This window comes from Campylobacter gracilis (assembly GCF_001190745.1).
Lineage (GTDB): Bacteria > Campylobacterota > Campylobacteria > Campylobacterales > Campylobacteraceae > Campylobacter_B > Campylobacter_B gracilis.
On the sequence record NZ_CP012196.1, the window covers coordinates 598,470 to 616,768 of the forward strand.

The 18,299-nt window shown below is 46.4% G+C and carries 16 protein-coding genes; 12 read left to right on the forward strand and 4 right to left on the reverse strand.

The annotated features are described in order from the left end of the window. The first annotated feature begins 83 nt into the window (after positions 1-83). Positions 84-815 carry a metallophosphoesterase gene (locus tag CGRAC_RS03235; protein WP_005872418.1) on the forward strand — a complete coding sequence of 244 codons (732 nt, stop codon included), beginning with the start codon at positions 84-86 and terminating at the stop codon, positions 813-815. Positions 816-923: 108 nt separating this feature from the next. Here CGRAC_RS03235 and CGRAC_RS03240 read toward each other — a convergent pair whose 3' ends face one another. Further along, positions 924-1,754 carry a prephenate dehydrogenase gene (locus CGRAC_RS03240; protein ID WP_005872417.1) on the reverse strand — a complete coding sequence of 277 codons (831 nt, stop codon included), beginning with the start codon at positions 1,752-1,754 and terminating at the stop codon, positions 924-926. Between the two features lie 81 nt (positions 1,755-1,835). Between CGRAC_RS03240 and bamA the strand changes: the two genes are divergently transcribed. The 10 genes from bamA to CGRAC_RS03285 all read left to right on the forward strand — a co-directional run bounded on the left by bamA (position 1,836) and on the right by CGRAC_RS03285 (position 13,124). Next, positions 1,836-4,091: an outer membrane protein assembly factor BamA gene (gene bamA, locus CGRAC_RS03245; RefSeq protein ID WP_050346307.1), complete on the forward strand. Its 2,256-nt coding sequence runs from the start codon at positions 1,836-1,838 to the stop codon at positions 4,089-4,091. Between the two features lie 555 nt (positions 4,092-4,646). After that, positions 4,647-6,026: a peptidoglycan metallopeptidase Pgp6 gene (gene pgp6 / locus CGRAC_RS03250; RefSeq protein ID WP_005872411.1), complete on the forward strand. Its 1,380-nt coding sequence runs from the start codon at positions 4,647-4,649 to the stop codon at positions 6,024-6,026. A 50-nt stretch (positions 6,027-6,076) separates the two neighbouring features. Then, positions 6,077-6,961, forward strand: a complete 885-nt coding sequence (gene lpxC, locus CGRAC_RS03255; protein ID WP_005872409.1) for a UDP-3-O-acyl-N-acetylglucosamine deacetylase — start codon at positions 6,077-6,079, stop codon at positions 6,959-6,961. A gap of 63 nt (positions 6,962-7,024) precedes the next feature. Further along, positions 7,025-7,423 (forward strand): hypothetical protein, encoded by a 399-nt coding sequence (locus CGRAC_RS03260; protein ID WP_005872407.1) that lies wholly within the window; start codon positions 7,025-7,027, stop codon positions 7,421-7,423. 8 nt (positions 7,424-7,431) lie between these two features. After that, positions 7,432-8,313, forward strand: coding sequence for a homoserine kinase (gene thrB, locus CGRAC_RS03265; protein WP_005872405.1), 882 nt, complete (start codon positions 7,432-7,434; stop codon positions 8,311-8,313). 21 nt (positions 8,314-8,334) lie between these two features. After that, positions 8,335-8,562, forward strand: a complete 228-nt coding sequence (locus CGRAC_RS03270; RefSeq protein ID WP_040304108.1) for a hypothetical protein — start codon at positions 8,335-8,337, stop codon at positions 8,560-8,562. Beyond that, the gene (gene infB, locus CGRAC_RS03275; protein WP_005872401.1) at positions 8,546-11,254 is read left to right on the forward strand and encodes a translation initiation factor IF-2; all 2,709 of its coding nucleotides are present in this window, start codon (positions 8,546-8,548) and stop codon (positions 11,252-11,254) included. Before CGRAC_RS03270 ends, infB begins: the two co-directional genes overlap by 17 nt. Before the next feature lie 74 nt (positions 11,255-11,328). Further along, on the forward strand, positions 11,329-11,496 hold the full coding sequence (locus CGRAC_RS11780; protein WP_005872398.1) for a hypothetical protein: 168 nt from the start codon (positions 11,329-11,331) through the stop codon (positions 11,494-11,496). Positions 11,497-12,346: 850 nt separating this feature from the next. Next, positions 12,347-12,712 (forward strand): 30S ribosome-binding factor RbfA, encoded by a 366-nt coding sequence (gene rbfA / locus CGRAC_RS03280; RefSeq protein ID WP_005872391.1) that lies wholly within the window; start codon positions 12,347-12,349, stop codon positions 12,710-12,712. Next, on the forward strand, positions 12,705-13,124 hold the full coding sequence (locus CGRAC_RS03285; RefSeq protein ID WP_005872390.1) for a ribosome maturation factor: 420 nt from the start codon (positions 12,705-12,707) through the stop codon (positions 13,122-13,124). The genes rbfA and CGRAC_RS03285 overlap by 8 nt, the downstream gene beginning before the upstream one ends. 718 nt (positions 13,125-13,842) lie before the next feature. Here the strand turns inward: CGRAC_RS03285 and CGRAC_RS03290 are convergent. Beyond that, the gene (locus CGRAC_RS03290) at positions 13,843-14,097 is read right to left on the reverse strand and encodes a hypothetical protein (protein WP_069435689.1); all 255 of its coding nucleotides are present in this window, start codon (positions 14,095-14,097) and stop codon (positions 13,843-13,845) included. Between the two features lie 533 nt (positions 14,098-14,630). Between CGRAC_RS03290 and ribD the strand changes: the two genes are divergently transcribed. After that, positions 14,631-15,854: a bifunctional diaminohydroxyphosphoribosylaminopyrimidine deaminase/5-amino-6-(5-phosphoribosylamino)uracil reductase RibD gene (gene ribD, locus CGRAC_RS03295; protein ID WP_005872387.1), complete on the forward strand. Its 1,224-nt coding sequence runs from the start codon at positions 14,631-14,633 to the stop codon at positions 15,852-15,854. 85 nt (positions 15,855-15,939) lie between these two features. Here ribD and CGRAC_RS03300 read toward each other — a convergent pair whose 3' ends face one another. Both CGRAC_RS03300 and CGRAC_RS03310 read right to left on the reverse strand, forming a co-directional pair. Next, positions 15,940-16,593 carry a hypothetical protein gene (locus tag CGRAC_RS03300; protein ID WP_005872386.1) on the reverse strand — a complete coding sequence of 218 codons (654 nt, stop codon included), beginning with the start codon at positions 16,591-16,593 and terminating at the stop codon, positions 15,940-15,942. 595 nt (positions 16,594-17,188) lie between these two features. Further along, entirely contained in the window at positions 17,189-17,803 is a 615-nt protein-coding gene (locus CGRAC_RS03310; protein ID WP_005872381.1) for a hypothetical protein, read from the reverse strand. Between the last annotated feature and the right edge of the window lie 496 nt (positions 17,804-18,299).

An 18,299-nucleotide genomic window follows, 5' to 3' on the forward strand; every position in this document is an offset into this window, starting at 1 on the left:
CTTTGCCGCGAAATTCTCGCCTGCCGCCTATAATCATAGCCTGCGCGTTAAAAGGCGAGGGCGTTAAAATTTAAGGAGAAATTATGGAAAATATCTACATCATCGGTGATGTGCATGGCTGCTACAGATCGCTTTTGGCGTTAATAGAACAGCTGCCGCATAAATTTGATAGTAAAATTTGCTTCGTGGGTGATCTGATCGATCGAGGTCCTGCGAGCGCGGATGTGGTGGAGCTAGTGAGCACTCGCGGATATGACGCGGTGATGGGCAATCACGAAAAGCGCTTTGTGGGCAACGCAAAAACCGCTCTGAGGTGTGCAAAGACGGGCAAATTTACGAACTCAAACGACCCTTACGCATTTTTTAGCTTGGACGAAAGCTGGCTGTTTAACAATGGCGGTGAAGCGACGCTAGCGTCGTATTATCGTCACGGAGGCGTGAAGCAATGCAAGGAGCATCTGCGGTTTGTCTCGCGGCTGCCGATTTACCTAGAGTATGATTTGCGTGATGAAAGCGGTCGCGCGCTCGTCGTATCGCACTCCGCAGTGGGTCGCGCGTGGGGGATCAGACACGATGCAGAGCGTGCGAAAAGCTTCGCCGCTCACGTGCTAAGCGGGCGCGGAGACGATAGCGCAAATGACGGGATTTTTAACGTCTACGGGCATACTCCGGTGAAAAAGCCCGTCATTACGGAATTTAGCGCAAATATCGATCTGGGCTGTGTTTATAAAAAGCATTGGGGCGAGAAGGCGAGGCTTTGCGCGCTGGAGTTTCCCTCAAAGAAAATTTTTACGCAAGAATGCATAGATTTTTGAGTTCGCATCCATGCTCGCACGTATTAAAATTTAAATTTGCGCAGGCTGTTTGAAAGCGAAATTTTAGAATTTAAGGCGCGTTCTTAAAGCACCCGTCGCGCTGAAATTTTAAATAATATCCCTTAGTTTGCGCGCTTCATACATCCACGCCTCAAGCTCATCCCAGCGCTCGTCACGAATCATCCCCACGCAAAGATCAAGCTCGTTTTTAAAAGCATCGATCGCGCCCAGTAGGTTCGTGCGGTTTTGCTTGAAAATATCGACCCACATCTGCGGCGAGCTTTTGGCGATACGGCTCATGCCCGAGAAGCTGCCGCCGGCTAAATTTATGATGTTGCGGCGATTTTCCTCTTTTAGCACGCTGTTTACGAGCGAATAGCTGATCGCGTGGGGCAGGTGCGAGATGAGCGCCACGTGGTGATCGTGGCTTTTTGCGTCCATAAATACGATCTTCATCCCCGCGAACGAAAAAATTTCGACCGCTCGTTTGATATGCACTTCGTCCGCACCGTGATCGTCACAGATGACGACTACTGCGCCGTTTAAAAGCTCTTTAAACGCCGCTTGCGGACCGGAGTTTTCGGTACCAGCCATTGGGTGAGCCGCAATGAAATTTCGTCTGATCTGCGGCGGGCAGTTTTGCAAAATTTTAAATTTCGTGCTTCCCAGATCGATGATCGTCGTCTCGCTTCTGCAGTCGCTTAGTTTTTGCAACGTCTCAATAATTGCCTCCACGGGGATTGCAAGAAATATCGCGTCGCAGCTTTGCTTCATCTGCTCCAGACTTAAAATTTCATGCACTAGTCCGAGCCGCAGAGCTTCTTTTTCATTTTCACGGCTGATGTCGCAGCCATAGACGGCGCTAATTATTTTGGTGCTTTTTAGACATAGCCCAAGAGAGCCGCCGATGAGACCCAAGCCGATAATTCCTATCTTCATAAAATTCCTTTTTGATATATGCAAGTTTTAATTTTAATGTGGTATTATACGCAAATTATTTTCGTTTTTAGGTAAAATTTTATGAAAAAAAGCGTTTTTTTACTCTTAGTAGGCGGGATTTCCGTGGCGTGCGCCGCGCAGATCAAATCCATTAAATTTGAAGGTCTTAGGCATCTCTCTCCACAGGTCGCACAGCAAATTTCAGGACTTAAGGTAGGCGATGAGCTTAACGGAGAAAACACCAATGCTGCGATTTCAAAGCTATTTGAGCAGGGCTATTTCAGCGACGTTTATATCAGCGAACAAGGCGGCGCGGTCACTATCAATGTAACCGAAAAACCGACTATCGCTAAGGTCGAGATCAAAAACGTAGTTACCAACGACCGCGACAAGATCAATGAGCTCATCGGCTTGCGTCCGGGTCAGGTTTACGACGAGGTGGCTGCTAAAAAAGCGGAGACCCGTATCAAGCAATACTACGAAGTCAAGGGCTTTTTTGACACCGTGGTGGAATTTTATCCAAAGCCGATAAACGACGATAAATCTGTCATCTTGCTAACGATCGAGGTAAATCGCGGCGAAAATATCATCATCGATAAGGTAAATTTGGTGGGCGCGGACAAGCTCGACTATGACGATATTGAGCCATCCGTCGCCAATAAAGAACGCGAGACGCTGGGCTGGATGTGGGGCTTTAACGATGGCAAGGTAAAAACCGCCGAGCTTCCTAACGACGCAAATAGAATTCAAGAAGAATATTATAAAAAAGGCTACTTAGACGCGCAGGTTTCGGCGCCGCTACTTAATGCCGATATGGATAATTACACTGCTGATCTTACCTACTATATCAGCGAGGGCGAGCAATACACCGTAAGCTCCGTAGATATCGAGTATCCTGCAGATATAATCAAGCTTGATAAAGAAAAGGTTCTGGACGATTTTAAGCTTCAAAAGGGTGATACAATGAATTCCGAGCGTTTGCGCCGCGATATGAATACGCTAGAGACTTTAGTCGCCGATCAGGGATACGCCTATGTGCGCATCGTGCCTAAGACTAAGCAGGACAAAGAAGCTCGCACGGTCGCTATCACGTATCAAGTCATCCCGGAGGATAAAGTCTATATTAGAAACGTAACGATCTCGGGTAACGATAAGACCGAGGATAAGGTCATCCGTCGCGAGATGTATCTGACCGAGGGAAATTTATATAGCAAAACCGACTACAACGATTCGTTAAATTCTTTAAAACGCACGGGGTATTTCGATGAGGTGGAGATTAAAGAAAACCGCGTTTCTAACGATCAGATCGATCTTGAAGTCGCAGTTAAAGAAGCTCCTACGGGCTCTATCACGGGTGGTATCGGATATGGCAGCGAGGATGGAATTTTACTTAGCGGTGGTATCAGCGATCGTAATGTATTCGGCACCGGCTTGCACGGCGCATTCTCGGTTGAAAAGAGCGACGATCAGTTAAGCGGACGTTTGAGCTTAACCAATCCTAGAGTGTTTGATTCTGAGTATAGCTTGGGCGGATCGATCTTCGCCAATGATTACGACTGGGACGACTACGATGAGAAATCTTACGGATTTTCAATCACGGGCGGTCGCAAGATCGGACGCAATACCGATGTAAGCCTTACATATTATCTAGAAAAAAGCGAGATTAAGGGCTTAAACGAATATTACGCCAAAGCAGGCTATCTAGATGGTAAGAATTTAAAAAGCTCGATTATCCCGTCTATTACATACAACAGCACCGATGATTATTACTTACCAAGAAGCGGTATGATCGCAAGTGCTAGCTTAGAATACGCGGGTCTTGGCGGCGATATGGACTACACCAAGGCGCGAGGATCATTTAACTACTACTTTGGCTTGCGAGATTATATCGATCACGACATTATCTTTAGATACAAAGCTGCAACGGGCTATATGTGGGAAGGTAATAAAAAGATCCCGATCAACGAAAAACTATTCCTAGGCGGAATGAAAAGCATTAGAGGCTACGAAGGTCGCAGTATCCCGAAAAAAGAGATCTGCTTAAATGCAAATAATTGCCGCTATATCGAAACAGGCGGTATGCAGAGCTTCAATAACTCCTTTGAGCTAAGCTTTCCGGTGGTAGATAGGCTTAAAATGCGCTTTGTAACGTTTTTTGACTACGGAATGATCGGCGATCATGACTGGAATGAAGAGGAGCGCTACAGCACGGGTGCTGGTATCGAGTGGATGACGCCGATGGGGCCTTTGCAACTATACTTCGTTAAGCCGCTTAATAAAAAGCCGCACGATGACACAAATAGCTTCGAATTTAGTATCGGTGCTAGATTTAATTAAACGCGACGACTTGCGAACGCTGTGGCGTGCGTAGAATTTTCTACCGCACGCCTTAAATTTAATAATGCTCGCAATTTTAGCTTTTTGTGTAGCGCTTATTTGCAGCTATTGTAGGCGGTTTGAGCTAAATTTAATTGGGATTCTGCTCGGCTTAGGATGAAATTTAAACGCGTAGCTTGCTTTGAATTTTTTAGAATTTTATTTATCAAGATAGTTTAGAATTTCATTCGTATGGCAAAATTTTAGGCATAAGAGTTTTAAAAAAGTCAATACAAGCAATTAGCAGAATTTAAAGAAATTCTATATTGAAATTTTAAAGATTACGATATAGACGATAAACGCCGCTTTGTTGTGCGCGGAATTTCACTGCATAGGATTTAGCGCGCCACTGAATTTTAAAGCTCATAAATTTTGAGATTCTAAAATCGCTAGAATTTAAAATTTTAAATCGCCTTGTAAATCGCTAAACATTTGCGTTAAATTTTACCTCGCTTTACCGATAATTTAAGTTAAGCTTGTAAAATCGCGCTCTAAAATCATATCAAAGGCTCTTTTATGCGTAGAAATGGCAATGGAACGAAGCTTAAAATTTTAATATTTCTTATTATAATATGCGCTTTGGTTTATGGAATTTTTAGAATTTTCACCTCGCCGAAATTTGAAAAAAATCCTCCGCAAATTGCGCTGGAAAATGAAATTTATTGGAATTTAACCTCGCCCTTGAAGATTAAAATTTCAGACGATACCGGCATTAAGGTTGTCCGCGTAAACTTAAACGACGGAGCCAGCACGATACCTCTACTAAATGAGGAGCTAAACGTTCCGCAAACGACGCTAGAGCTTGCCGTGCAATTTCCTAAAAATTTGATGCTTAATAAAGATAAAAACTACAAGCTCGAAGTTTTCGCAAATGACATTAGCTCGTGGAATTTTGCGCAAGGAAATAAGAGCGTAAAAACGGCAAATATAATAATAGACGACAAAAAGCCCCTCATAAATATCATCAATCAATCCTATAAAATCACCAAAGGTGGTAGCGCTGTAGTTGTATTCTCAGCTAAAGACGAGCGCCTAAATGAAGTCTATGTCAAAACCAACTATGGCAAAATTTTTAAAGCGATTCCTTTCGTAAAAGAGGGTTATTATGCGTCTCTCGTAGCATGGCCTGCAAATTTAGAGGAATTTCGCGCAGAAGCGGTCGCCACCGATCGTGCAGGCAACGAAAGCATTTCGCAGATCAAGTATTTTTATCAGGACAAAAAATACAAAGTCTCTACTATCAAGCTAAATTCTGGTTTTATTAACGGCAAGGTAAGCGATCTGGCTAGTCAATACGCGCAGAATTTTAACTCAATGAGCGATCTGGAGAAATTTAAATTCGTAAATGAAACTTTACGTAAGAAAAACGGAGACGATCTGCACGCTGCTACTAGCGCGGTGCACGAAGATAAAATAAATGGATTTGAGCTAAAGCCTTTTTATCCGCTTGCTAAAGGCGCAGCGGTAGCAAGCTTTGCCGATCATCGGATATTTTTTATGAACGACGAACAAGTAAGCGAGTCATGGCATATGGGGCTCGATCTAGCAAGCGTTGCAAACGCCGATATCAAAGAGAGCAACTATGGCAAAGTAGTTTTTGCGCAGGAAAATGGAATTTTCGGATTAAATTTGGGAATTTACTATGGCTTTGGATTATACGGCATCTACGGACACTGCTCGGCGACGCAGTTAAGTGTGGGCAGCGATGTAAAGCCGGGCGACATTCTAGCACAGACGGGCTCAAGCGGTTTTGCTTTCGGAGATCATCTGCATTTTGGCATCGTAGTTCAGGGCGTGGACGTAAGACCCGAGGAGTGGATGGATCCTAAGTGGATGAAAGATAACATTACCGACGTCTTAGAATCGTCCAAAAAAGTAATAGAAAAAGGTAAGTAAATTCTAAAATTTTCGCTATAATGCGCGGGTTAATGAAAACGAGGATAGAAATGAGACAGACAACGATAGCTAAGAAAGTCCATAACGTCGGCATCGGGCTGCACAAAGGTGAGCCTATCAGACTTACGTTAGAGCCTTTAGAGGCAGGCAGTGGAATCGTATTTTATAGAAGCGATCTTGGCGTTAGTTTTAAAGCCGAGCCGAAAAATGTCATAAATACGCAAATGGCAACTGTCGTAGGAAATGAGAAGGGCTATATATCAACGATAGAGCATCTAATGAGCGCTATTAATGCCTATGGCATCGATAATATCCGTATTATCGTCGATGCTAATGAAATTCCTGTGATGGACGGAAGCTCCGCGAGCTTTTGTATGCTTTTGGACGAAGCGGGAGTAAGAGAGCTCGACGCTAATAAAAAAGCTCTCATTATCAAGCGTGCCGTGGAGATTCGTGAGGGCGATAAGCTCGTACGGCTAAGTCCTAGCAAGAGCCCGAAATTTGATTATACGATTAAATTTAGCCATCCGCTCATCGGCACTCAGCACCATGTTTTTGAATTTAGCAAAAAAGCCTATCTTAAAGAAATTTCGCGCGCCAGAACTTTTGGATTTTTAAAAGATGTACAGGCGCTACGCTCCATGGGGTTAGCTCTAGGCGGCAGCTTGGAAAACGCCGTCGTAATCGATGAGAATAAAATTTTAAATCCCGAGGGTTTGCGCTTTGAAAATGAGTTTGTCCGCCATAAAATTTTAGACGCGATCGGCGATCTTGCGCTCGTGGGTGCTCCGATTTTGGGCGATTATACGGCATTCGCGGGAAGCCACGATCTAAATCATAAGCTCACTTTGGCGGTCCTTGCCGATGCGAAAAATTTCGAGCTAGTAGATCTTACCGCCGAGGTCGTGCGCGAGTATCAAAAAGTCTTTGCTTAAGGGCGCAAAATCAAAGAGGTTGAAATTCTAATCGCTGCTCTTAGCGCTCCATGCCTACTCGGCGTGTATGAAAACGGCGCCAAGATAGCGGAATTTGCAAGCGCCGAAGGCGAAAAAGCCGATAAATTTCTGGTCGCTAAATTTAGCGAAATTTTAAAAACTTATAAAATCAAAGAGCTCATCTACGCAAATACTCCCGGCAGCTTCATGGGCATGAAGGTAAGCTACGTGATATTGCGCACGCTTAGCATAGCTCTTGATGTGCCGCTGTACGCGATCAGCGGCTTTGAGCTAAGTGGCTTCGGGCCGATCAGAGCGAATAAAAACTTCAGCTACGTTTATGAGAACGGCGAAATCAAAATGAAAAAATGCGCTCCCGCCGCGCTGTCTTTGCCGCAGGATTTATCGGTTTTAAATAAAAGCGATGATATACTTCCAAATTACATCATAGAAGCGGTTTAGGAGAGAGCTTGATTATAAGAATTCCTGCGACGAGCGCAAATTTAGGTCCCGGTTTCGACGCGCTCGGCCTTAGCCTAGGGCTATTTAACGAAGTAGAGATTACCGAGCAGAAGTTTTTTTGCGTATCGCTTAGCGGTGAGGGCAGCGACAGAGCGTGGCTTAAGAAGGGCAACGCTTTTTTGAATATTTTCAATGAAATTTACAGAAAACTAGGCGGCAGGCAAGAGATAAATTTTAAATTTGCTTTTCACAACAACATCCCGTTTTCGCGCGGGCTGGGCAGCAGCTCAGCCGTGATCGTAGGCGCTATCGCAAGCGCTTATAAAATTTGCGGTTTTGAGATCGATCGCGCTAAAATTTTAAACACGGCGCTGGAATATGAAAATCACCCCGATAATATCGCGCCCGCGACGCTCGGCGGCTTTGTCAGTAGCGTCGTGGACGGCAAGACGGTTCGCACGCAAAAATGCGAAATTTCGCAAGATCTGCAAGCGGTCGTCGTTATCCCCGATACGCCGATGCCTACGAACGAATCGCGCGGCAGGCTGCCTAAGAGCTTTTCGATCAAAGATTGCGTTAGCAACCTTTCGCACGCGGCGTTTCTGAGTGCTTGCTTTATGCGACGCGACTACGACAGCTTGCGCTATGCCTGTATCGATAAGATGCACGAGCAGATGCGCATGGGCGTGCTTCCGCAGCTTTTTGAGGTGCGCGAGATCGCTTATGCAAACGGCGCGCTTATGAGCTCGCTATCGGGAAGCGGCTCAAGCTTTTTAAATTTAGCCTATAGATCCGACGCTGCAAAGCTTAAAGCCTGCCTTAGCGAAAATTTTAAAAACTTCCGCGTCGAAATTTTAGATATCGACAACGGCGGCTTTAATATTGACTAAGAAAAATAAAGATATAATCGCATGAGCGAACCGATTAGGATGTGCGTTATTTGCAAGGGGCGCTTCGCCAAGCGCGAGCTCCACGCCTTTTTGCAAAATTTTAAAAATATAAGCTCAAACAGACAATTTTATATTTGCGACGGTTGCATAAATCAAAAAGAGAAAATTTCAAAATATCTATCTAAATTTGCGTCTAGCGCAGATTTGGGACATATCAAGGAGAGGGTTTTAAATGGGTGTTCTGATTAAAGATATCGCGGACGAGCTTGGATACGCAAGCAAAGAGATAATCGAAAAAGCGCAGGAGATGGGCTTTAAAAAGGTAAAAACCGCGTCTAATAAAGTAAGCGAAGAGGAAGCTGCCGCTATTTACGATTATATTCAGACGGGAATTTTGCCGGGGAAAAAGTCAAAGCCTGCGAAAAAAAGTTCCGAAAAAGCGCAAGAAGACGAGAATAAGCCCGCTAAAAAACAGAGCGAAACTAAAAAAACCGCTAAAAAAGAGAGTCCTAAAAAGGCGGAAAGTTTAAAAGCTTCCGGATCCAAAGAGTCCGCGCAGAGTGCCAAAGAGCCTAGCGATGAAAAAACGCGTACGCAAGAGCCCGAGGTAAAGACCGAAAAATCTCAAAATCAAAAAGAAGAAATTTCCTCCGCCCCGCAGGAGAAAGAGGAGAAGCAAAACGCTGCCTCAAAGCCTGCGCCGGTGCAGATAAACAGCGGCGATAGCATCGCTAACGAGAGCCTGCAAAAGCGCCGAGGCTTAGTCATCGTCAAAAAGAAAAAGGAAGTTCAAGTCCCGGCGGCACAAGATAGGACCGAGCCTAGGCGCGAAAAGATAAGTGCGAGCTTGGAGGCGATCTTTTCAAATGCCGAACTAAATTTGAAAAAGAAAAAGATCGAAAAGAAAAAAGCTCCCGCGGCTAAAAAAGAGGACGCCCTCAAAATCGACATCATTCCTGATCACGAGATGGCGGATATCGTCATTGAGGACGAGGACGTCGTGGTAATGCCCGATTTCACCGTCAAACCAATTCAGACCGAAAACCGCACCAAAAGTAAAAACCAACCTAATATTTATCGCGCCTCGCAGAATCAAATTTTTAGCAGTGAGGGCGGTATAAGTCGCGGCGGTCGCAAAAAGCATAAAAAAGCCCCTCGCGAGCAGGGTAGCGAAATCGTAAGTTCTGTAAATATCCCAAAAGAGATCCGCGTTTACGAGTTTGCCGATAAGATTAAAAAGCAGCCTAGCGAAATCATCGGCAAGTTATTTGCGCTCGGGATGATGACGACGAAAAACGACTTTTTGGACGAGGATGCGATAGAAATTTTAGCAAGCGAATTCGGCATTGAGGTAAATATCATCGATGAGGCGCAGGAGTTTGATTACATCAAGGCCTACGAGGACAGCGAAGGCGAAGAAAATTTAATCGCTAGAGCGCCTGTCATTACCATCATGGGGCACGTCGATCACGGTAAAACGAGCCTGCTCGATTACATCCGAAACTCGCGCGTAGCAAGCGGCGAAGCGGGCGGCATCACGCAGCACGTAGGCGCGTATATGGTCGAGAAAAACGGCAGGAAGATCACCTTCATAGATACCCCGGGCCACGAAGCCTTTACTTCGATGCGCGCGCGCGGAGCCGAGGTTACCGATATCGTAATTATCGTAGTGGCTGCAGACGACGGCGTCAAGCCTCAGACTAAGGAGGCTATAGCGCACGCCAAGGCCGCAAACGTGCCGATCATCATCGCGATAAATAAGATGGACAAGCCTAACGCCAATCCCGATCTCGTAAAAACCGGGCTTGCAGAGCTTGACATCATGCCTACCGAGTGGGGTGGCAGCTACGAGTTCGTGCCGATCTCCGCAAAAACGGGCGACGGAATTGAAAATTTATTAGAGATCGTGCTTTTGCAAGCCGATCTTTTGGAGCTCAAAGCTGATCCTAGCAAGCAGGCTAAGGCAACCATCATCGAAAGCTCCCTTCAAAAAGGCCGCGGCGCCGTTGCTACTGTCATCGTGCAAAACGGCACCCTGCACGTCGGAGACACCGTCGTAGCGGGCATTGCATACGGCAAGGTGCGCGCGCTTAGCGACGATAAGGGCAGGGCGCTAAAGCAAATTTTACCAGGCGAATGCGGCGTTATCATAGGCCTTAGCGAGGTTCCGGGCGCGGGCGAGACGCTGATCGGCGTTTCAAGCGATAAAGAAGCGCGCGAGTACGCGAGTAAAATTTATGAGCATCAGCGCCAAAAAGAGCTTAGCAAATCGACCAAGGTCACCATCGACGAGCTAAGCGCCAAGATTGCCGAAGGCTCGCTAAAAAGCCTGCCCGTGATCGTTAAAGCCGACGTTGCGGGCTCGCTGGAGGCTATCAAAGCAAGCCTTGAGAAGCTTCGTAACGACGAGGTCAAGGTCGATATCATCCACAGCGGCATCGGCGGTATCACGCAAAACGACATCGCCTTGGCAAGCGCTAGCGAAAACTGCGTGATCTTGGGCTTCAACGTCCGTCCTACAGGCGAGATCAAAGAGCTTGCCAAGGAGCGCGGCGCGCAGATTAAGACCTACAACGTCATCTACAATCTAATCGACGATATCAAGGCGCTTTTGGGCGGCCTTATGAGCCCGATCATCAGCGAGGAGGCCTTGGGCCAGGCCGAGATCCGCCAGGTCATCAACGTGCCTAAGATCGGGCAGATCGCGGGCTGCATGGTTACCGACGGGCTCATCGCTCGCGGCGCGAAGATCCGCGTCATCAGAGAGGGCGTCATCATTTTCGAGGGCAACGTCAGCTCGCTCAAGCGCTTCAAAGACGACGCCAAGGAAGTCGCCAAAGGCTTAGAGTGCGGCGTAGGCATCGAGGGCTACGACGATATGCGCGTGGGCGATTTTATCGAAAGCTACAAGCAAAAAGAGGAGCAGGCTACGATCGATTAATGCTCGCGGAATTCCGCGTAGGCATTGGCTTCGTTTGCACGGCTTGCGGCTAAATTTTAAGCCTCGATCGCGCTTTGAAATTTTATGCTCGTAAAATTTCGCCTTTTAAATTTAGTGGCGGAATGCGCGAGCAAAGCTTTAGATTTTGTCCGTTTCTGCGCGAGGCTCTGCCGCGTAGCGCTAGTTTTGAAATTTTAATGTTTAGACTTTTCTTGCAGTGCGTCTTTGCGATCAAATTTTAAATTTACGCTGCTTATAGGTTGCGAATTTTCTGTGCGACTTAAATTTTAAATTTAATCGCAAAGTCGGAATTTTAAAGCGGCAAAATTTAGATTTCGCGCGGCATCGAAGCGCTTTTAAAATTTAAGATAAATTTCGAAGCGGCGCAGTGTGGGAAAAACAGCAGCGCGGAGAATAGCGCGGTGCAGGCGGCGCAAAATGAGACCGCAACGGCGCGTGGTGTCATCGCGGCGCTGCCAAAAGACGGCAGCGCGGATATCGTAAATAGCGACGCAGTAAGCGAGCGTAGCGCAAAGAGGATGCCGCCGCGCGCTGTGGCGGCGCCAAGACGGGCAGCGCGGCAGCGAACATAACGCGCCGTGGCGAGCAGAGCACGGCACAGAATAGCATTGCGCCTCAGTGCGGAAATAATTTCTGCGGTAGCGGCGCAATTATGCGACGAGCTTTTGTATGCGAGCCATGAAATTCTCGCGCAATCTGCGTTTAAAATTTAAGCGCAAAAGCGCGCGGACTAAAATTTAAAAGTAAAATTTCAAAGCCGAACTTACGTCTTTTAAAATTTAAAAGCGAAATTTTAAAAGGCGCAGTCGCTGTCCGCAATACCTGCGCGCAGCAAACCGCTCAGGATTTAAATGGACACTCCGGCGCATCGCAAGCCGCGTCAAATTTAAACAGACCGCATCGTCGCAGGACGGATATTTCGCAACGCCGAAGTGGAATAGAATTCCGCATCGTCATGCCCAAGCGAAATAAAATTTCGCGTCGCTGAAAGACGCGAGATAAAACTCCGTGGCGGAGCAATAAAATTCCATCGCCGCGCAATCTGCGGCGATTTAAGATAGCGAGGTAAAGATGAATCCGACCGAACTCAGAAGACTGCGCACGCAAAGCGTGCTAAAGCAGCTCATCCCCGAAGCGCTCGCAAGCCTTGAGGACGAGCTTTTGCGCGGGTTGTGCGTCACCGACGTGGAGTGCAAGCGCGGGCGCTACGACGCGTTCGTGTATCTGGATAAAAACGCCTTCGACGAGCGCGAGCAGGAATTCGTGCTCGAAAAGCTCGGCCGCGTGGCGAGATATTTGCAAAACTTCTGCGCCGAGGCGGAGGGCTGGTACCGCTGCCCCGCGTTTCACTTCAAATTTGACGATCGCTTGGAGTATCAAAACAAAATGGACGATCTTTTTGACAAAATAGAGGAGGAGCTGCGCAAAAATGGTTGATTTAGAGGCTTTGGCGCGCGAGTGCGGCGTGCAGCTTTACGACGTGGAGACGGTGAGCGAAAACGGCAGAACGATCTATCGCATCAGTATCACGAAAGCGGGAGGCGTGGGCCTAGACGACTGCGAGCGACTATCGCGGCTGCTTTCGCCGATTTACGACGTGGAGCCGCCGCTTGAAGGCGAGTGGACGCTGGAGGTCGGCTCGCCCGGGCTTGAGCGCAAGCTAAGCAAGCCGCAGCATTTCGCAAACTCCGTGGGCGAGCTGGTGCGCCTAAGCTGCACGGACGGGCAGAAGCTAAGCGGCGAGGTGCTAGACTGCGAAGGCGGTGTGCTTAGGCTGCGCACGGACGGCGGCGAGGTAAGCGTGCGACTTGACGAGATCAAAAAGGCGCGAACCTACGTGCAGTGGTAGCGGCGGAGATTTAAAGCTCTGCGCGCAGCTTTGAAATTTTGCGAATGAGGCTTTAAAATTTGCCGCGCAAGATTTGCTGGTTTGAAATTTTGGCTTGGAATTTTGAGGTTTAAATTTTAAAATCGCTTTTGAAATTTACGGCTTCTAACTGTTCTTAGCCGCTCTTGATCTCTCGCGGCGCTCGGCGCAAAATTTTAAAATTCCGGCGCCGCTCGCCTGTTTTAAAATTTACGTCGCGCCGATAAAAGGTAATTTTCACGCCACCGGGCGGCGCTTTGAAATTTCAGATCGTACCGCTAAAAAGCAAGCTTCGTGGCGATTTCTGCTGCGTAAATTTTAATTCCCATGCCGCGCGTGCCGTTTTGAAATTTCACACTGCACCGCTAAATGATAAGTTTTGTGTGACGATTGCGCGTTGTTTTGGAATTTCGCGTCGCGCCCGAAAGCGGCTAAATTTAAAATTTACGCGCTGTTTTTGGGTGCAGTAAAATTTCACGCTAAAATTCTGCTTGCGAAATTACAAAATTCCTGTGTCAAATTTTGCTTTAAAATTTTGTCCGCAAAATTTTAAGAGGTTAAATTCCGCCCATAAATTTACGCTTTAAAACTCTGCGGGCGGAGGTTTGCGCGCGCTCGGCAGGAGTTTAATTATCCGCCGACGAATAATTGTTTGCCCGGCGAGATTTTATATGCCGGGTGAGCGTGCGGGTATTTGCGGCTACGAAGCGGAGATGCCGATTGTGGCTAGCAGCACGGGCGAGGTCATGAGCCCCACGATCGTAAGGATCCACGCTAATATCGCTATTACGAGCGAGGCTTGCTTTTTGACGGCTTGATAGGTCGCGGCGATTGCGCACAAAAACGCAAGCGGAACGAAAACGATTCCTAGGAAAAAGATCCCTAAAATTGCGAAGACTATGGAGAGTATCCCAAGCACGTTTGATTGGGGTTGAACGGTCGGTTGTTCAGACATTTTAATCCTTTGAAGAAAATTCGTGTAATTCTACCCCCCCCCCCCTGAATTTGAGCTGAAATCAAGCCGCGACTTTTGAAATTTAATATTCGCGCCCGATTGCGATTTTGTCCTAGCACTCCATTAAAATTTTACTTCGCAAAATCCGCGTTTGCGCGCTATCGGTAGACGCTCGTTCGCGCGATAGGCGAAAATTCTTGGCGCGCGAAACGGACGCCGCAAAATTTACGATTTAGGATAAAATTCTAAAACCTGTGGTAAGATTTCGCAGTTTTGTTCCCGCGCGGAATCTTGCTCCTACACATACGGCGCGTCGCTTGCACTCTGATAAATTTTGCGCTTAAAGCGAGGCTTGTAGCAGCAAATGTATTTGGAACGCAAGTCGGCGAACCGGTACGGCACGGGCGAGCGTAGGCGGGCAAGCGGGTTGCGTCCGAGGCGTAATCCGTTGCGGGCATACTAGGTTGCCGACTAGCCGCAAAATCGGCTAAGCGATCGCGGCGGAGCAGGACAATTTAAATTTTGGATATTTTATGAACGACGAATTTTACATGGATTTGGCGCTGCGGGCTGCGTGGCGCTATCAGGCTCTGACGCTACCCAACCCCGCCGTGGGCTGCGTGCTTCTGGATAGGGGCGGCAGGGTTCTTGGCATAGGCGCGCACAAAAAGGCGGGCTTTTTGCATGCCGAGGCAAATGCCGTTTTCGCCGCGCTGTGCGATCTGGACGTAAATTTTGCGCAGGATTTTGCTTGCGAATATGCCCGCGAATTCGGCGTTAAATTTCAAAACTTAGAGGCTCTAAAAAGTGCACTTTTGCAGCCGAGCTTTGCTTATGATTTCATCTTAAACCGCCACGGCGGGCTTTTGCGCGGCGCTTGCGCCTACGTTACGCTCGAGCCCTGCGCGCATCGCGGCAAGACCCCGTCTTGTGCCGAGCTTTTGGCACAGCTCGGACTATCGCGCGTGGTAATCGGCGCGCGTGATACGAACGCGCAGGCTGCGGGCGGCGCGGAAATTTTACGCCGCGGGAGCATAGAGATAAAATTTGACGTTTGCCATGCCGCGGCGGAAGAGCTTGCAGAGCCGTTTTATCTGGCGCGCGAGAGCGGCTTTTGCTTCATCAAAATCAACGCCACGCTAAACGGCGCGGCGCATGGGCGGATCGGCAGCGAGAAGCAGCGTGTGTTCGTGCATGAGCTGCGCAGCGTATGCGATTACGTAGGCGTGGGCGGGCAGACCGTGCGTGCCGATAGACCGACGCTGGACGTGCGTGCGGCTAAATTTGATGAAATTAGCGCTTTGGTGGGCAGCGTCGATAAGCCATTGCTAGATACTCGCGTCGCTAAACTCGGCGAAATTGGTACTTTAACAAACAGCACCGACAAGCTGATAAACACGTCGTGTACCGCGCCGCGAAATCTAAAGCTGCGCGCACCCGATGTGTGGATCCGCTCGCGCCGCGCACTTTCGGATTTTGATGCGAGCATCCCGCTTTTCGGCGTCGCAGGGCGCAAGGTGGAGGTCTCGCGCTCGCTGCCTGCGGACGCAAAAATCACGATGATAGAGGCGGGGGCGAGTTCGTTTGACGAGTTCGCGCAGTTTGCGAGCCACGCGCTTATTTTTTACAGCGCGCAGATGAGGAACGCGGGAAATTTTAGAGCAAATGCCGCGCTACGGCCGCTTTTTATATCTCGCGCGGGCGATCCGCACCTAGAAGCGAACGAATTCTACGGCTGGTTTAAAATTTTAAAGTAGAGCAAAACAGTACTGTAGCTGCAGAAATAGTATTTTAATCAAAATTTTGTGTTTGCCTGGCAAAAAACAGTAGCGACTTTAATACCTAAAAACTCTTTGCTATTATCGGTATAATTACTAAGAGCGCGATTATAAGCAGTACTATCAATAGTGCTTTGTCAATTTTGTAGTGTCTTTTGCTACTGCAATTTTGCAAAAATTTCCCCAGCTCATATTCGCTGCTCTTGAATAGCCAAGCTGTCCAAATTATCCCTAAAAATAGACACATTGCTGAAAATGCCGCATTTGACTTTTGCCATACGATCGTACCGAAAATCATAAATAAAGATAGTATGTTTACGATGAATATACCTATCGTCGCAAATGCGATGAAAAATATGAAATTTAGCTTGCGATCGATACCTTTGACGTAAAAATCGCTCAAACTACTGCTGATGTAAAAGGCGAATAGCTCAAGAATCGCCGTCGTAAAAGGCAGGCGAATATCGCCCGGAAATAAAAAATAGCCCTTCAAAAAACCTATTACATCGAGGCCCGAGAGCATTGTAAGGTGCCACGAAGCAACGTAAAATGAAATCAAAAAAACTGCCAAAAAGACATTGCCTAAAAGAAACTTGTAAATTAGGTATTTTATGTTTTTGCGCACCTTGGCTCCCTGAAATTTCGCGAGATTATACGGCAAATTTGCTTTTAACAGGCTCAAATCGGCAGGAAAATTTGATGAGTGAAATTTAGCCAAAATTTTGATGCGTAGTTTAAATTTGCGGCTCTATTTACAGCTCAATTCGCGGCGCGAAATTTTAAATTTTAGCGGCGCGATGCACTTGGCTAAATTTAAAAATGTAGCGCGCGTTGTGTCGTTTCCACGCTATTAAAATAGAAGGCGTTTGGCTAAATTTAAAACCACTCCGTATGTTCGATAAATTTCGCTGCATTTGCCAGTGCGGGTATGCTATAAGTCCAAAGCTCTGGCTTTTCAAAAGGGGTGTAGATATTATTCAAATACAAAGCTAAATTTACGACAAGCAGTAGAAAAATATATAATTCTTTTTCATAAAAGGAAAAACGGCGCAAACCAAGACTACTATCAAATTTAATGCGATAAGAAAACCTATGTAATTAATATCTATAAAGGCGCAAAGTAAGCCTAAAATCGCGATTAATATATGTTTTTTCATATCCAATTGTCGTCCTTTTTAATTCCTGCAATTATAATGCGTAGGTTTAAATTTTGATAAAAATATTTCGTGCTTAAAATTTTGTCGCGCCGTGCGGGCGATTCGCACTTATGAAATTTAGCGCAGACGGACGAAATTTAAACGGGGTGCTTAGCTTTATTTAGATTCAAAAACGATAAAGTTTAGCCATATTATTACGCCTATAAGCAATAAAATAGACGATAGTGTTTCGTTGGCATTCCAGCGCCTTTTTAGACTAACGATTTGTAAAAATTTACTGAGCTCGTAATTACTTTTGCGAAATGAAAATGCCGTAGAATAGGTGCCTATGAATAATATCGCGGCGGATAATATTGCTACTAGTTTTTTATCCAGATCCAGACCGAATAGCATAAAACCGAATACTATGATATAAGTAACGGCGGTAAGCGCCAAAATTCCTATCGTCGCAAAGGCGATGAAAAATATAAAATTTAGCTTGCGATCAACCTCTTTGACGTAAAAATCGCTCAAACTGCTGCTGACGTAAAAGGCGAATAGCTCAAGAATCGCCGTCGTAAAAGGCAGGCGAATATCGCCCGGAAATAAAAAATATCCCTTCAAAAGGCTCATAACATCGATATTTGAAATATTTTCAATATGCCACGAAACAACGTAAAATGAAATCACAAAAATGGCTAAAAATACGTTACCCAAAAAGAACTTGTAAATTAGGTATTTTATGTTTTTGCGCACCTTGGCTCCCTGAAATTTCGCGAGATTATACGTCAAATTTGCTTTTAACCGCCTCAAATCGGCAGGAAAATAATGAGTGAAATTTGACAGAATTTTGATGCGTAGTTTAAATTTACGGTTTTATTTACAGCTCAATTCGCGGTGCTGAATTTTTAAATTTAGAGGCGCGGTATGCTGGCTAAATTAAAATGTAGCGCGTTATGTCATTTCAGCGCTATTAAAATGGAAGGCGTTTAACTAATTTTAAACCATTCCAAGCTTCTGCCAAATTTCACCGCATTTGCCAGCCTGCCGTTTCCGTCAAATTTAAAATTCTACAAACGCGTATAGGCGCCGTTTTGAATGATACAGCGATCTGCTGCGTAAAATTCTACTATTTTGCGCGTACAGCGCCCGATTTTTAAATGGCGTCCGCGGGGCGAAATTTTAAAATTCCGCCACGCGAAAGGATTTAAAATTCACAACGAGCGTAAAATTTTAAAATTTAAAATCTCGAAATTCAAAATTCCGGAATTCCACGGCGCGGGCAAAA

Coding starts and splice junctions, on each gene's coding strand:
- CGRAC_RS03235 (WP_005872418.1), top strand. CDS start 84: ATGGAAAATATCTACATCATCGGTGATGTGCATGGCTGCTACAGATCG.
- CGRAC_RS03240 (WP_005872417.1), bottom strand. CDS start 1,754: ATGAAGATAGGAATTATCGGCTTGGGTCTCATCGGCGGCTCTCTTGGG.
- bamA (WP_050346307.1), top strand. CDS start 1,836: ATGAAAAAAAGCGTTTTTTTACTCTTAGTAGGCGGGATTTCCGTGGCG.
- pgp6 (WP_005872411.1), top strand. CDS start 4,647: ATGCGTAGAAATGGCAATGGAACGAAGCTTAAAATTTTAATATTTCTT.
- lpxC (WP_005872409.1), top strand. CDS start 6,077: ATGAGACAGACAACGATAGCTAAGAAAGTCCATAACGTCGGCATCGGG.
- CGRAC_RS03270 (WP_040304108.1), top strand. CDS start 8,335: ATGAGCGAACCGATTAGGATGTGCGTTATTTGCAAGGGGCGCTTCGCC.
- infB (WP_005872401.1), top strand. CDS start 8,546: ATGGGTGTTCTGATTAAAGATATCGCGGACGAGCTTGGATACGCAAGC.
- rbfA (WP_005872391.1), top strand. CDS start 12,347: ATGAATCCGACCGAACTCAGAAGACTGCGCACGCAAAGCGTGCTAAAG.
- CGRAC_RS03285 (WP_005872390.1), top strand. CDS start 12,705: ATGGTTGATTTAGAGGCTTTGGCGCGCGAGTGCGGCGTGCAGCTTTAC.
- CGRAC_RS03290 (WP_069435689.1), bottom strand. CDS start 14,097: ATGTCTGAACAACCGACCGTTCAACCCCAATCAAACGTGCTTGGGATA.
- ribD (WP_005872387.1), top strand. CDS start 14,631: ATGAACGACGAATTTTACATGGATTTGGCGCTGCGGGCTGCGTGGCGC.